Here is a 14,400-nt window from a genome sequence, read left to right as displayed (position 1 = left end):
CTACGACCCCACCCCGAGGCCACCCAATACCGTGCGCGCCCGCTCCTCCGCCCCGTCGCCGGCCGCCAGGTCCGGGGTGATGCCCCCGCCGTCGAGGCTGCGGCCCGCCGGGGTGCGGTAGGTGCCCACCGTCAGCTCCGCCACCGCGCCGCCCGGAAGCTCGGTCGGCATCTGCACCGAGCCCTTGCCGAAGGTGCGGGTGCCCACCGTCACCGCACGGCCGCGGTCCTGGAGGGCGCCGGTGACCAGTTCGGCCGCGCTCATGGTGCCGCCGTCGACGAGGGCCACCAGGGGGCGGGCGGTGTCCCCGCCCGGGTCGGCGTACAGGGCGCGCTCGGAGCCGCGTACGTCGTACGTCGCCACGAGCCCGCCGTCCAGGAACGCGGAGGCCGCGGCCACCGCCTCGGTGACCAGCCCGCCCGGGTTGCCGCGCAGGTCCAGCATCACCCCGCCGCCGGGCGGCGCCTCGCGGACGGCCGTCCTGACGCGCTCCCCGGAGCCCCGGGTGAAGGAGGACACCTTGATCACGGTGATGCCGCCCGCGAGGCGGCGTACGGTCACCGGCTCGGTGTGCAGCTCCGCGCGCCGGACGGTGACGGTGCGGTCCGCGCCGTCCCGGCCGAGGCGGAGGACCACCGGGGTGCCGGCTTCCCCGCGCAGCAGCGCCACCACGTCGGCGACGGCCAGCCCGGTCACGCTCCGGTCGTCCACGCTCAGCAGCCGGTCCCCGGCGCGCAGCCCGGCCCGGTCGGCGGGGCTGTCGGGCTGGACCCGGTCGACCTCGATCCGGCCGCCCTGGCGGTGCCCGGCCCAGAGCCCGACGCCGGTCCAGCGGCCGTCGAGTTCCTCGGCGAAGGCGGCGTACTCGCCGCGGTCGTAGACGGTGCCCCAGCGGTCGCCGCTGCGGCTGACGACCTCCTGGGCGGCCTTCTTGCCCGACTTCCCCTCGGCGACGGCCTCGGCGGCGGCCCGCGCGACGGCCTCCCGGTCCGCGGTGCCGGGGCCGGTCGCGGGGGGCGGGTCCGGTTCGCCGACGCCCGCGAGGAAGGAGGTGTGCGGCTCGTCCGCCTCGTGCGGGGCCCAGCATCCGGTGGCCGCGGCGGTGCCCACGCAGACCGCGAAGACCAGCGTCAGAACGGCCCCGCGACGCAGGTCGCGGGGCCGGAGGCGGAAGGCGGGCAGACCCGGCATGCCGCCGAGTCTAGGACAAGCCCCGCCGCGGCAAGCCCGGTTGACCACAGAGCACAGGAGGCGCTCGTCATACCTTCAGGTACTTGCGCAGCGCGACGAACGCCGCCAGGGAGGGCATCAGCAGGCCGATGACCAGCACCAGCGGCAGCTTGGCGAGGACCGCGTCCCAGCCGATGAAGTTGATCAGCTGGAGCTTGTCGCGGAGCCCGATGCCGTGGTCGATCACGAAGTACTGGCCGGTGCCGAGCATCCCGCAGGCGAAGACGGCGCCGATGAGGCCGGCCACGGCCGCCTCCATGATGAACGGCACCTGGATGTAGAACCCGGAGGCGCCCACGAGCCGCATGATGCCGGTCTCCCGCCGACGGCTGAACGCCGAGACGCGCACCGTGTTGACGATCAGGAGCAGGGCCACGATCAGCATGACGAGCATGATGCCGAGGGCGGCCCAGTTGAGGGTGCCGAGCAGGGCGAAGAGGTTGTCGAGCTCGGTGGACTGGTCGGCGACCGACTGGACGCCGTCGCGCCCGGCGAAGGCGGAGGTGATGACCTCGTACTTCTCCGGGTTCTTCAGCTTGACCCGGAAGGAGTCGGGCATCTGGTCGGGGGTGACGACGGAGGCCAGGGCGGTGTGGCCGAAGCGCTCCTTGTAGTGCTTGTAGGCCTCGTCCGAGGACTCGTACATGACGGTCTGGACGAGGTCCATCTTCTTCAGCTCGGACTCGATGCCCTGTTTCTGCTCGGGGGTGACCGCCCCCTTGGAGCAGGGCCGGCCGCTGCCCGTGGCGGCCCCGGCGGCCGGCGCCCCGGCCGCCGCGCCGGTGGCGGCGGCGCCGGCCGCGTCCAGGGCGTCGTTCTTCGTGCAGAGGTAGACGGTGACGTTGACCTTGTCGTACCAGTACCCCTTCATGGCGCTGACCTGGTCGCGCATGAGGAGGGAGCCGCCGAACAGGGCGAGGGACAGGGCCACGGAGATGATGACCGCGAAGGTCATGGTGAGATTGCGGCGGAGGCCGACGCCGATCTCCGACATGACGAACTGGGCGCGCATGACGTCTCAGGGGCCTTTCAGTGCTGGTAGCCGTAGACGCCGCGCGACTGGTCGCGCACGAGCCGGCCCTGTTCGAGTTCGATGACGCGCTTGCGCATCTGGTCCACGATCTGCTGGTCGTGCGTGGCCATGATGACGGTGGTACCGGTCCGGTTGATCCGGTCCAGGAGCTTCATGATGCCGACGGAGGTCTGCGGGTCGAGGTTGCCGGTCGGCTCGTCGGCGATCAGCAGGGCGGGCCGGTTGACGAAGGCGCGGGCGATGGCGACGCGCTGCTGCTCGCCGCCGGACAGCTCGCCCGGCATCCGCCCCTCCTTGCCCCCGAGGCCGACCAGCTCCAGGACCTGCGGTACGGCCTTGCGGATCTCGCCGCGCGGTTTGCCGATGACCTCCTGGGCGAAGGCGACGTTCTCGGCGACCGTCTTGTTGGGCAGCAGGCGGAAGTCCTGGAAGACGGTCCCCAGCTGGCGCCGCATGTGCGGGACCTTCCAGTTGGAGAGCTTCGCGAGGTCCTTGCCGAGGACGTGCACCTGGCCGTGGGTGGCCCGTTCCTCGCGCAGGACGAGCCGCAGGAAGGTGGACTTGCCGGAGCCGGAGGAGCCGACCAGGAAGACGAACTCGCCCTTGGCGATGTCGAGGGAGACATCTCTGAGTGCGGGCCGGTTCTGCTTCGGGTAGGACTTGGAGACGTTGTCGAATCGGATCACGGGAGCACCACGGTCGCCGGGAGTAGGTGACCGTGACCATACGCGACCGGACGCCGGGTGGGGACCCGGCAACCGCAGTTGCCCGATATATCCCCGGGTGCCGGCGGAGCCGGATCGTGATTGCCCGGACGGGCCGCGCCGAATGTCGGCGGAGCTGGCACAGTGGTAGGGGGAACGGACCGCGTCCCCGCACCGTTGTCCATGTCGAGGGGACGAGAGGAGGAGCGCATGACATATGACCGGCTCGTGTGCGCGAACTGCGCCGCACCCGTCAGCCAGGGCCGCTGCCCGGTGTGCCGGGCGAACCGGGAGCGCCTCCAGCAGGAGGGCCCCTTCGCCGGGCTGAACCCGGCGACGCTCATCGCGCTTCTGGTGGTGCTGGTGGCCGCGCTGGCGCTGGTGGCACGGACCGCGTAGGCCGCGTCGCGTCCCGATCAACGGGCATCACCGTGTGACCGCGTGGATCACACGTAATGGGGAAGGGCCCGGACACCACCTGGTGTCCGGGCCCTTCCTCGTACTGACGTGTTCACCGCGCTCGCGCGTTACGCGGTGGTCTGCTCCTGCTGCTTGCGCCAGCGGATGCCGGCCTCCAGGAAGCCGTCGATCTCGCCGTCGAGGACCGCCTGCGGGTTGCCGACCTCGAACTCCGTCCGCAGGTCCTTGACCATCTGGTACGGGTGCAGGACGTAGGAGCGCATCTGGTTGCCCCAGGAGCTGCCGCCGTCCTTGAGGGCGTCCATCTTGGCCTGCTCCTCCTGGCGGCGCCGCTCCAGCAGCTTGGCCTGGAGCACGTTCATCGCGCTGGCCTTGTTCTGGATCTGCGAGCGCTCGTTCTGGCAGGAGACGACGATGCCGGTCGGGATGTGCGTGATGCGCACGGCCGAGTCGGTCGTGTTGACGCCCTGGCCGCCGGGGCCGGAGGCGCGGTACACGTCGACGCGCAGCTCGGACTCGTCGATCTCGACGTGGTCGCTGGTCTCGACGACCGGCAGCACCTCGACGCCCGCGAAGGAGGTCTGGCGGCGGCCCTGGTTGTCGAAGGGGGAGATCCGCACGAGGCGGTGGGTGCCCTGCTCGACGGAGAGGGTGCCGTATGCGTACGGGGCCTTGACGACGAAGGTGGTCGACTTGATGCCGGCCTCTTCCGCGTACGAGGTCTCGTAGATCTCCGTCGGGTAGCCGTGGCGCTCGGCCCAGCGCAGGTACATGCGCTGGAGGCGCTCGGCGAAGTCGGAGGCGTCGACGCCGCCGGCCTCGGCGCGGATGTTGACCAGGGCCTCGCGCTCGGCGTACTCGCCGGAGAGCAGGGTCCGGACCTCCATCTCGTCCAGCGCCTTGCGCACGGAGGTCAGCTCGGCCTCGGCCTCGGCGAGGGTGTCCGCGTCGTCCATCTCCTGGGCGAGCTCGAACAGCACCGCGAGGTCGTCGATGCGGCCGCGCAGGGTCTCGGTCTTGCGGACCTCGGCCTGGAGGTGCGAAAGCTTGCTCGTGATCTTCTGGGCGGCGTCCGGGTCGTCCCACAGGGACGGCGCGGCGGCCTGCTCCTCGAGCACGGCGATATCTGCCCTCAGCTTGTCGAGGTCCAGGACGGCCTCGATCGACCCCATGGTCGAGGAGAGGGACTTCAGCTCTTCGGAAACATCGACGACTGCCACGGGTCAAGCCTAGCCGGTCCTCGGACGGCACTGTCCGGGCAGGCCGGATCGGACCGTACAGAGGAGCGTCGATACGGGCGTACGCTCCTCGTATGACCGTTCTACTCGTGAAGCGCCGCCATGTGGACCACATGCGTGTCACCACGACGAGCTGTCTGCCGCCGGACCAAGCACAAGCCTGATCAACCCCGATCCGACTTCGGTCCTGCACGCGGCAACGCGGTCCCGGCGCCATCCCTGCCGGCGGACCGCTCCACCCGCACGCCCCGCCATCTCTGGGGCACAGGACCCTGTGACATCCGAAACGGAGCCGTCATGCCGTCCGCGCACCCCTCTTCCTCTCCCGCCGCCCCCTCCGCCGCGTCCGCGCCCGCCCTCGCCGTCATCGACCTCTCGCGGGCCGACGACCCCGCCGAGCGCCCCGACTTCCTGAAGCAGCTGCACGCAGCGGCCCGGGACACCGGCTTCCTGTACCTGACCGGACACGGCATAACCGAGGCGGAAACCGCCCGCATCCTGGAGCTGACCAGGGCCTTCTTCGCGCTCCCGGAGGCCGACCGGCTGTCCGTGAGCAATCTGAACTCCCCGCACTTCCGCGGCTACACCCGCATCGGCCACGAGCTGACCGGCGGGGCCTCCGACTGGCGGGACCAGCTGGACGTGGGCGCGGAGCGGCCGGCGCCGGTACTGGGGCCGGAGGACCCCGCGTACCTGTGGCTGGAGGGCCCCAACCAGTGGCCGGCGGCGCTGCCGGAACTGGAGGAGGCGGTCCTGGGCTGGCAGGAGCGCCTGGCCGGGGTGGCCCACCGGCTGCTGCGGGAGCTGCTGGCCTCGATCGGCGCTCCCCCGGACTTCTTCGACGCGGCCTTCGCGGACCGCCCCCACCTGCACACGAAGCTGATCCGCTACCCCGGGTCCGCCCCGTCGGGCGCCGACCAGGGAGTCGGCGCGCACAAGGACTACGGCTTCCTGACGCTGCTGCTCCAGGACTCGGTGGGCGGCCTCCAGGTCGTCCGGGACGGCGGCTACGTCGACATCGAGCCACGGCCGGGCGCGTTCGTGGTGAACCTGGGCGAGCTGCTGGAGATCGCCACCGAGGGGTACCTGCGCGCCACCGACCACCGGGTGGTCAGCCCTCCGGGGGCGGTGGAGCGGTTCTCGGTGCCGTTCTTCTACAACCCCCGGCTGGACGCGGTCGTGGAGACCGTCCCCGGGGAGTACCTGCGCTCGGCGCCGGGCGTGGCGCACGACGCGTCGAACCCGCTGCACGCCGAGTACGGCCGCAACGAGCTCAAGGGCTGGGTCCGGGCCCACCCGGAGGTCGCCCGCCGCTGGCACCCGGACCTCACCGCGGTGTAGTCCGGCCCGGGCGCGCCGGGCGGGGCGTCGCCCGGGCGCTCCGGACGGAGCGTCCTACCTGGGCTGGGACGGGGCCGAGTGCCGGCCCTTGCCGTCGCGCTGCGGGGGTGCAGGGTCGTCGCCGGAGACGGCGATCCAGCTGCCCAGTCCCACCGCCGCCACCAGTGCCAGCGCCGACGCGGAGAGCACCAGGCGCCGCTTGCGCACGGCCTCGGCGCGGTGCCGGGCCGAGCCGGGCCGGTGCCCGCCGGCCGGGCGGGGGACGCGGGCGGTGCCCAGGGCCCCGCCCGCCAGCTCGTCCGGGCCCGGCACCCGCATGGAGGTGTGGGTGTCCCGGTTGGAGTCGGTGGCGGAGCCGGGCACCAGCGGGACCACGCCCCGCCTGCGCACCGGGTCGGCGGCGGTGTCGGGCTCCCGCTCGGGCTCGGGTTCCGGCTCGGCGTCGTCCGGCTCGTCCACGTCGAGCGGCGGCATCCCGGCCAGCAGCGGCAGCAGGTCCCGCAGCCGGACCGACAGCTCCGAGGCGCGCAGCCGCGAGGCGGGGGCCTTGGCCAGGCACTGGACCATCAGCTGCCACAGCTCGTCGGGGATGCCCGGCAGCGGGACCACGGTCTCGGTGACGTGCCGGCGCAGCACCGCGCCCGGGTGGCCGCCGCCGAAGGGGGTGAAGCCGGCCAGCAGCTCGTACAGCACCGTGGCCAGGGCGTATATGTCGACGGCCGCCCTCGGCGGCAGGCCCTCCACTATCTCCGGGGCCAGGTAGTCGGGGGTCCCGATGATCCGGGTGGTGGGGGCGGAGCCGCGGCCGGCGGGGGCCCGGCGGCCGGAGTCGATGAGCTTGGCGACTCCGAAGTCGGTGAGCAGCGCGGGGTGCGCGCCGCCGGGACCGAGGGGTCCCTGCATGTCGAGCAGGACGTTCTCCGGCTTGACGTCGCGGTGGACGACTCCGGCCGCGTGGGCGGCGGCGAGCGCGTCGGCGACGTCCGCGACGATGGCCACGGCCGCCTCGGGGGCGAGCCGGCGCTCGCGGTCGAGGCGCGTGCGCAGGTCCGTGCCGCGTACGAGGTCCATGACGAGGGCGAGGTCGTTGCCGTCGACGACGAGGTCGCGTACGGAGACGACGTGCGGGTGCTCCAGTCCGAGGAGCGCGCTGCGTTCCTGGACGAAGCGTCCGACCAGTTCCTGGTCGGAGGCGAGGTCCTCGCGCAGGAGTTTGACGGCGACGGGGCCGTCAGGGCCTTCGCCGAGCCACACCGTGCCCGCGCTGCCGCGCCCCAGGATCTGGTGGGCGGTGTACCGGCTGCCGATCTTCCGTGCCACGACTGCTCCCTCAGCGGCTGGCGTAACGGACCAAAACTACGCGGCCGAATGGGGGTTGGGGTCGCCGGATCGCGGCGACCTTCACTTCTGCGGGCGAAATCACGTCCTGGATGTCGACAAATCCACAAGGTCGGCGCTACGGGAGGCTCCTGAGGGCCGGCCGGAGGAGCCTCGGGAGGGTCCTCCGGCCGGCGTCCTCGGGGCTCAGGAGCCGCTGCCGCTGCTTCCGCCGGCGCTGTCGCCGATGGAGGTGACGAAGTCGACGACGTCGGTGCCCCAGCTCCAGACCTGGTCCCACCAGCCCTTGCCGGTGCCGATCCACTCCTGGAGCGGGGTGAGCTCCCAGATCAGCCAGCCGCCCACGAAGAGCAGCAGGATCAGCACCAGGCAGCCCTTGAGGCAGCCCAGGCCCGGGATCCGCACCGGGTTGGCGCTGCGGCGGCGCGGCTCGCGGGGCGGCCGGGGCTCGCGCGGCGGCTGCTGCGGCTGCTGTCGCACCGGAGGCGGCTGGGGCTGCTGCTGCTGGGGCGGCGGCTGGGGTTGGCGGTACTGCGGCTGCTGGGGCGGCTGCTGGTACTGCTGGGGCTGGTAGTGGTGCTGGGGCTGCTGCGCGTACTGCTGCGGCGGGGGCTGCTGCTGGTACTGCGGTTGCTGGTACTGCTGCTGCGGCTGGTACTGCTGCGGCGGCGGGGCTTGGTGCTGCTGGCGGGGCGGCTGCTGCCGCGGCGGCTGCTGCGGGGGCGGCGGCATCTGCGGGGCGGGGCGCTGGGGGCGGCGGCGCAGCGGGTCCTCGGCGGGGTCGAGGTAGTGCATCTGCGTCTGCTCGTTGCGGTCGCGGACGGCCCGCATCTGCGACTGCCACGGGTGCGGGGCGTCGGGCTGCTGCACCGGGGGCATGACGGAGGTCGGGTCGGGCGCGCCGCCGGGGGCTCCGGTGGCGGCCGGCAGCACGGTGGTGGAGTCGGCGCCGCCGACCGGCGGGAGCACGCTCGTCATGGCGTTCGGGTCGTACGCGTCCGGGTCGTACGCCTCGGCCTGCGCGGTGGCGGCGGAGCCGGGGGCCACCGGGGCGCCGGGGACCGGGGCGGGCGAGGGGTCGGGCGCGAGCAGGGCGGCGACGCCGAGGGCGGCCTCGACCTCGTCGGGCGAGGAGTGCACGCGGATGCCGGAGGCGACCACGCGCAGCCCGCGGGCCAGGCTCTCGGCGCTGGGGCGCTCGTCGGGCTCCTTGCGCAGGCAGTGCTCGATGACGATCCACAGTGCCTCGGGCACGGTGGGGGGCCGCTGCGGCTCCTCGCTGAGGTGGCGGTGGAGGACTTCGAGCGCGGTGCCGCCGGCGAACGGCGGGCGGCCGGTGACCAGCTCGTAGAGGAGGATGCCGGCGCCGTAGATGTCGACGGCGGAGGTCTGCGGGCGCCCCTCGGCGGACTCGGGAGCCACGTAGGCGGGGGTGCCGACGAACTCGTGGGTGCGGGTGAGGCCCGGGGAGTCGGCCAGGCGCGCGATGCCGAAGTCGGTGAGCATCGGCTTCATCTGGCCGTTGCTCTCGTCGAGCAGCACGTTGGCGGGCTTCAGGTCGCGGTGGACCACGCCGTCGGCGTGGCTGGCGGCGAGCGCGTCCGCGATCTGGGCGGTCAGCAGGCTCGCGGCGACCGGGCTGAAGGGGCCGTTCTGCCGGATGTACTTGTGCAGGTCCGGGCCGTCGACGAGGTCCATGACCAGGGCGAGCAGGTCGCCCTCGACGACGAGGTCGCGGGTGCGCACGATGTTGGGGTGCGTCAGGCGCAGCAGGACCGAGCGTTCGCGCAGGAAGCGCATGACGATGTCGGCGTCCTGGGCCAGCTCCTCCTTGAGGACCTTGATGGCCACGGTCTCGCCGGGCTGGCCGGCGACGGCGGCCTCCGCGCCGGCGGTCTCCCGCTGGCGGGCGCGCCAGACGGTGCCCGTGGCGCCGCGTCCGAGCGGCTCCTCGAGCAGGTACTTGCTGCCGACTGGCCGCACGTCTCGCGCTCCCTGCTGTCGTCTTTCCGGCTGATTCCGCCGAGTGGGTTTCCGGCCCAACTCTAGGGGGTGTCCCCGTGGAAGACGCGGGTCGACGGAGGTTGGTTGCCGTACATATGTGCGAAGGGTGAGTTTTGCGGGGTATGCCGGGGGCTCATTTCCCCGGCTTTCCCCCGACGGGGTGGCCACATTCGTACCGGTGGGTGAACCGCGCCACCCGAATCCAAGATCATTTATTGGCGGGTGCCGGGCGTGTTGCGGGCGACAGGTGCGAGGATGCACCCGTACGGAACGGCCGGGACGGGAGCCCTGCCTTCCGGCAGACCTGAACGGACGAGGCGTCCGTGCCGGGCGGGGGGTAGATCGGACGGGCAGCTGCCGCCGTCCCCCAGCCGGGCGCACGCACGCACCGCGCACTGCGCTCCGCGCAGAAGGGACCGCTGACGGCGATGCAGATCCGGCTGACCGTCCTCGGGTCGCGCAGCGGCCACCAGGCCGCCACCGCACCCGCCGGCTGTGACGTGCTCGTCACCGCGCCCGCCGGCACCGCGCTGGCCGCGGTGGCCTCCGGACTCGCCTCGGCCGCGGGCGGCCCCGACACCGGTGGCACGACCGTCCTGTACGCCGGCTCGCGCCGCCTCGACCCGCAGCGCGCCGTCCTCGGCGAACCGCCCCTGGTGGACGGCGCGGTGCTGCACCTGCACGTCCCCGGACCGGACACCGCCGCCGTCCCCGCCCCGGACGGCCCGGGCACCCCGCAGCTGCACGTGGTGGCCGGGCCCGACGCGGGCGGGGTCCACCTGCTGCACGCCGGGTCGGTACGGATCGGGCGCTCGGCGGACGCCGACGTACCGCTCGACGACCCCGACGTGTCCCGGCTGCACTGCGCGGTGACCGTACTGGCCGACGGCCGGGTCACGGTCGCCGACCTCGGCTCGACGAACGGCACCACCCTGGACGGCGCCGAAGTCGGCGCCGCGTCCGTCCCGCTGGCGCCGGGCGCGCTGCTGCGGATCGGCGAGTCCACCCTCCGGCTCGCCCCGGCCGGCGGCGAACGGCAGCTGGCGGTGGTCCCGGACCTGGAGGGCCACCTCGGCCTGCCGGACGCCTCCGGCGCGGGTACGGGAACCCGCGCGGCCGGGGACACCGGCCCCGGCGACGCCGCCCGCTCCGGCCACCCCGGCACGCCGGGCGCGGCCCCGGGGGCCGGTACCGGTACCGGTACCGGTACCGGCGGAACGCACCCGCGCCCGGGCGCCCCCGGGACGGCAACCGGCCCGGGCACGCCCGACGGCGCCACCGGCCCCGGCCACCCCGCTTCCCCGGGCGCGCCCTGGGCGCCGGGCGCGGCCCCGGGGGCCGAAGGCGGCACCGGCCTGAAGCGGCCTTTGCCCGCACCTTCCCGGACCGGGAGCTCCGCCCCGGGGTACGCCTCCGGGTCGGCGCCCCTGGGCGCGGCCGGGGAGCACCCCGGCGACCCCTCGGACGGCGGAGCCAAGGCGCCCCGCCGCCGCGGCGGGATCGGCGCGTGGGCCCGCAAGTGGGTGCGCGGCGACGAGGACGCCCCCGACCAGCCGGCCGGGCCCGAGGCGCCCGCACAGGCCGCACCCGACCGGGACGACCCCGCGGCGCTGCTGCTGGCCGCGCTCGGGCCCACCGGACGGCTGTGGTCGCGCGGGGCCGGGCACCCCCGGTTCCTGGAGGCGGGCCTCGGCGCGGGCAGCCGCGTCTCGTTCCCCGAATGCGGATCGCTCGGCATCGCCGGCCCCCGGGCCCGGCTCGCCGGCGTGGCCCGCTCGGTGGTCGCCCAGCTCGCGGGGCTGCACGCGCCGGCCCGGCTGGAGATCGTCCTGCTGGCCGCCGACCGCGCCCGGCCCGTGGCGGAGCGGCGCCGCGACTGGGGCTGGCTCGGCTGGCTGCCGCACGTCCGGCCCGCGCACGGCCAGGACTGCCGGCTGCTGCTCGCCTACGACCGCGACCAGGCCGCCGCCCGCACCGCCGAACTGGTCCGGCGGCTGGAGGACGGCCCGCTCGGCACCAACTGGGCGGCCGCCGACCCGGTGGCGCTGCGGCAGGCCGCCGCCGCGTACGAGGGCCCGCGCACGCTCGTGGTCCTGGACGGCGACCCGGACACCTCGGCCCTGCGCGACCTCACCGGACGCCTCGCCTCGCACGGGGCGGCGGCCGGCATCCACTTCCTCGTCCTCGCCGAGACCCCGGCCGCCACCGCCGCCTCCCCGGTCGCCACGACGTACGAGTCGGCCTGCGCCGCCAGCCCGGCGTTCCGCGACTGCGGCCGGATCGCCCTGCTCAGCGGCGACGTGGCCACGGCCGTACGGAGCTTCGCCGTCAGCGGCGGCCGTCCGGTCACCGCCGGCCGCACGGCCATCGCCGACGGCGTCTCCGAGGCCTGGGCGGAGCGGTTCGCCCGGGCCCTGGCCCCGCTGCGCGCGGACGGCGCCCAGCCCGGCGGCGCCGCGTCCCGCCCGGCCGCGGCCACCCTCCCGGCGGCGTCCCGGCTGCTGGACGAACTGGGGCTGGCCCGTGCCACCCCGGCCTCCCTGATGGCCCGCTGGGCGGAGGCCACCGACCAGGGCCAGGGCGTCGGCGGCCTCGCCGAGGTGGTCCTCGGCTCCGGACGGCGCGGGCCGGTCGGCGCCGAACTGGTCCACGACGGCCCGCACCTGCTCGTGGAGGGTCCCGCCGGGAGCGGCCGGACGGAGCTGCTGCGCTCCATCGCCGCCTCCCTGGCCGCCGCGGCCCGCCCCGACCGGCTCGGCCTGCTCCTCCTCGACGGCGCCGGCGGCGAACGCGGCGACGGCCTCCTCCCGTGCACGGAACTCCCGCACGTGTCGGCCCACCTCGTGGCCTCCGACCCGCTGCGCATGCGCGAGTTCGCGCAGGCCCTCGCGGCCGAGCTCAAGCGCCGCCACGAGCTGCTGGACGGCGTCCCCTTCACCGAGTGGCACGCCCGCCGCGAGCTGTCCGACCGGATGGTCTCGCCCCGCCGGCCGGCCCCGGGCGAGCTGAGCGGGGACCTCGACTCCCCGCGCACCGGCACCCTGCGGCTGCGCGCCGCCGCCACCCGCACGGAGCCGGCCGCCGGGCCGACCCCGCTGCCCCGGCTGGTGGTGCTGGTCGACGACTTCGACGCCCTGGTGGCCCCGGCGCTGGGCAGTCCGGGCCGGCCGGCCGCCGGTTCGGTGGTGCGGATCCTGGAGGGGGTCGCCCGCGAGGGCACCCGGCTGGGCGTGCACCTGGTGGTGGCCAGCGGCCGCCCGGAGCGGACCGCCGAGACCGAGCCGGCCCGGCTGGCGACGCTGCGGGTGGAGCTGGACGCGCCGGACCAGCCGGGTCCGGGCCGGGGGCGGCTGCTGTACGCCGACGGCCGCGCGGTGCCGTTCCAGGCGGGCCGGGTCACCGGCCGGATCCCGCGCACGGCGACCCTGAGGCCGACCGTGGTGCCGGTGGAGTGGGAGCGGATGGGCGACCCGCCGGCCCGCCGCCCGGTGCGCGAGCTGGGCAACGGGCCGACCGACCTCGCGCTGCTGGCCAGCGCCCTCGACCGGGCCTCCCACCTGGTCTCGGCGATACCCGTGCTGTTCCCGCAGGCCCCCTGACCCGCCCCGGATCCCCGGCGCGCGCTATTGCGGGGGTGCGCGGGTCGGCGTAGACCTTGTGGCACGCGGCACACCACGGGCACGACGGCATCGGGGGCGAAACCATGCGGACGGAGCACGGAACCGGCCACACGAAACGTACGGCGGCGAGGGCCTGGACGGCCCTGGCCGCGGCGGGCGCGCTCGCGCTCACCGCATGCGGCGGCGGGGGCGGTGACGGCGGCGGCACGGGCGGGTCGACCCCGTCCGGGAAGCAGGACGCGCAGACCGTCGAATTACCGAAGCTGCCCGGCGAGAAGCTGGAGGTCGCCGCGGTCTGGACGGGGCCCGAGCAGGCGAACTTCACAAAGGTGCTGAAGGAGTTCGAGAAGCGTACGGGCGCGAGCGTCACCTTCGTCCCGGCGCAGGACCCCATCGTCACCTTCCTCGGCACCAAGATCGCGGGCGGTCAGCCGCCGGACGTGGCGCTGCTCCCCCAGGTCGGGGCGCTGACGGCGGCGGTGCGGAACAAGTGGGCGCAGCCGGCGGGCCCGGAGGCCCGGACGCAGCTGGAGAAGAACTACTCGCCGGGCTGGCGGAAGCTGGGCGCGGTGGACGGCACCCAGTACGGCGTCTACTACAAGGCGGCCAACAAGTCGCTGGTCTGGTACAACGCGAAGGCCTTCGACGCGGCGGGCGTGAAGCCCCCGGCGAACTGGAAGGACTTCCTCTCGGTCGCCGACACGCTCTCCGCGTCCGGGACGCCGCCGGTGTCGGTGGCGGGCGCGGACGGCTGGACGCTCACGGACTGGTTCGAGAACGTCTACCTCTCGCAGGCGGGCCCGGAGCAGTACGACCGGCTGGCCCGGCACGAGATCAAGTGGACGGACGACAGCGTCAAGGCGGCGCTGAACACCCTGGCGCAGCTGTTCGCCCGCAAGGACTTCCTGGCGGGCGGTCCGGGCGGGGCGCTGGCGACGGAGTTCCCGAAGTCGGTGACGCAGACCTTCACGGGCGGGGACCGGCCGGCGGCGGCGATGGTCTTCGAGGGCGACTTCGTGGCCGTGAACATCGCGCAGACCAAGGCGAAGGTGGGCGAGGACGCGCTGGTCTTCCCGTTCCCGGCGGTCGGCGAGAAGGCGCCGGTGGTGTCGGGCGGCGACGTGGCGGTGGCGCTGAAGCCGGGCAGGGCGGCGCAGGCGCTGCTGACGTTCCTGGCGTCGGCGGACGCGGCGGCGATCCAGGCCCGGGAGGGCGGCTTCGTGTCGCCGAACAAGGCGGTGGACTTCGCCGCGTACCCGAACGACATCCAGCGGGGCATCGCGAAGGCGCTGATCGCGGCGGGCGACGACTTCCGCTTCGACATGTCGGACCAGGCTCCGGCGGCCTTCGGCGGGACGCCGGGCGCCGGTGAGTGGAAGGCGCTCCAGGACTTCCTGGCGAACCCGTCGGACGTGGCGGGGACCCAGCAGAGGCTGGAGGCGGAAGCGGCCAAGGCGTACGGGAACTGACGC

Annotated in this window: 10 protein-coding genes; 4 read left to right on the top strand and 6 right to left on the bottom strand. The window is 74.5% G+C overall.

Features of this window, described 5'->3' with window-relative positions; genetic code table 11:
• From OG553_RS20990 to ftsE, 3 genes are all read right to left on the bottom strand, one after another.
• The gene (locus tag OG553_RS20990; RefSeq protein WP_405980460.1) at positions 1–1,191 is read right to left on the bottom strand and encodes a S41 family peptidase; all 1,191 of its coding nucleotides are present in this window, start codon (positions 1,189–1,191) and stop codon (positions 1–3) included.
• A gap of 67 nt (positions 1,192–1,258) precedes the next feature.
• The gene (ftsX, locus tag OG553_RS20985) at positions 1,259–2,242 is read right to left on the bottom strand and encodes a permease-like cell division protein FtsX (RefSeq protein ID WP_405980459.1); all 984 of its coding nucleotides are present in this window, start codon (positions 2,240–2,242) and stop codon (positions 1,259–1,261) included.
• Positions 2,243–2,259: 17 nt separating this feature from the next.
• Positions 2,260–2,949 (bottom strand): cell division ATP-binding protein FtsE, encoded by a 690-nt coding sequence (ftsE, locus tag OG553_RS20980; protein ID WP_007264414.1) that lies wholly within the window; start codon positions 2,947–2,949, stop codon positions 2,260–2,262.
• A 228-nt stretch (positions 2,950–3,177) separates the two neighbouring features.
• On the opposite strand from ftsE, the gene OG553_RS20975 reads away from it, so the two are divergent.
• Entirely contained in the window at positions 3,178–3,366 is a 189-nt protein-coding gene (locus OG553_RS20975) for a hypothetical protein (protein WP_007264415.1), read from the top strand.
• A gap of 128 nt (positions 3,367–3,494) precedes the next feature.
• Here the strand turns inward: OG553_RS20975 and prfB are convergent, their stop codons facing one another.
• Complete coding sequence (gene prfB / locus OG553_RS20970) at positions 3,495–4,607, bottom strand: peptide chain release factor 2 (protein WP_405980458.1); 1,113 nt, start codon at positions 4,605–4,607, stop codon at positions 3,495–3,497.
• Between the two features lie 315 nt (positions 4,608–4,922).
• Here prfB and OG553_RS20965 point away from each other — a divergent pair, with 315 nt between their 5' ends.
• Entirely contained in the window at positions 4,923–5,966 is a 1,044-nt protein-coding gene (locus OG553_RS20965; RefSeq protein WP_405980457.1) for an isopenicillin N synthase family dioxygenase, read from the top strand.
• Between the two features lie 54 nt (positions 5,967–6,020).
• Here OG553_RS20965 and OG553_RS20960 read toward each other — a convergent pair whose 3' ends face one another.
• A complete protein-coding gene (locus OG553_RS20960) occupies positions 6,021–7,286 on the bottom strand; it encodes a serine/threonine-protein kinase (RefSeq protein ID WP_405980456.1) in 1,266 nt (421 codons plus the stop codon).
• A gap of 204 nt (positions 7,287–7,490) precedes the next feature.
• Positions 7,491–9,287, bottom strand: a complete 1,797-nt coding sequence (locus OG553_RS20955) for a protein kinase domain-containing protein (RefSeq protein ID WP_405980455.1) — start codon at positions 9,285–9,287, stop codon at positions 7,491–7,493.
• 449 nt (positions 9,288–9,736) lie between these two features.
• On the opposite strand from OG553_RS20955, the gene OG553_RS20950 reads away from it, so the two are divergent.
• Both OG553_RS20950 and OG553_RS20945 read left to right on the top strand, forming a co-directional pair.
• Positions 9,737–12,907, top strand: a complete 3,171-nt coding sequence (locus OG553_RS20950) for an FtsK/SpoIIIE domain-containing protein (protein WP_405980454.1) — start codon at positions 9,737–9,739, stop codon at positions 12,905–12,907.
• 104 nt (positions 12,908–13,011) lie between these two features.
• Positions 13,012–14,397: an ABC transporter substrate-binding protein gene (locus OG553_RS20945; protein WP_405980453.1), complete on the top strand. Its 1,386-nt coding sequence runs from the start codon at positions 13,012–13,014 to the stop codon at positions 14,395–14,397.
• The last annotated feature ends 3 nt before the right edge of the window (positions 14,398–14,400 follow it).

The organism is Streptomyces sp. NBC_00158, from assembly GCF_045160885.1.
Taxonomy (GTDB): Bacteria; Actinomycetota; Actinomycetes; order Streptomycetales; family Streptomycetaceae; genus Streptomyces.
The sequence above is the reverse complement of the archived record's forward strand: the minus strand, read 5'-3'. Positions and strand labels throughout refer to the sequence as shown.

Coding starts and splice junctions, on each gene's coding strand:
- OG553_RS20945 (WP_405980453.1), top strand. CDS start 13,012: ATGCGGACGGAGCACGGAACCGGCCACACGAAACGTACGGCGGCGAGG.
- OG553_RS20975 (WP_007264415.1), top strand. CDS start 3,178: ATGACATATGACCGGCTCGTGTGCGCGAACTGCGCCGCACCCGTCAGC.
- OG553_RS20965 (WP_405980457.1), top strand. CDS start 4,923: ATGCCGTCCGCGCACCCCTCTTCCTCTCCCGCCGCCCCCTCCGCCGCG.
- ftsX (WP_405980459.1), bottom strand. CDS start 2,242: ATGCGCGCCCAGTTCGTCATGTCGGAGATCGGCGTCGGCCTCCGCCGC.
- OG553_RS20950 (WP_405980454.1), top strand. CDS start 9,737: ATGCAGATCCGGCTGACCGTCCTCGGGTCGCGCAGCGGCCACCAGGCC.
- OG553_RS20990 (WP_405980460.1), bottom strand. CDS start 1,191: ATGCCGGGTCTGCCCGCCTTCCGCCTCCGGCCCCGCGACCTGCGTCGC.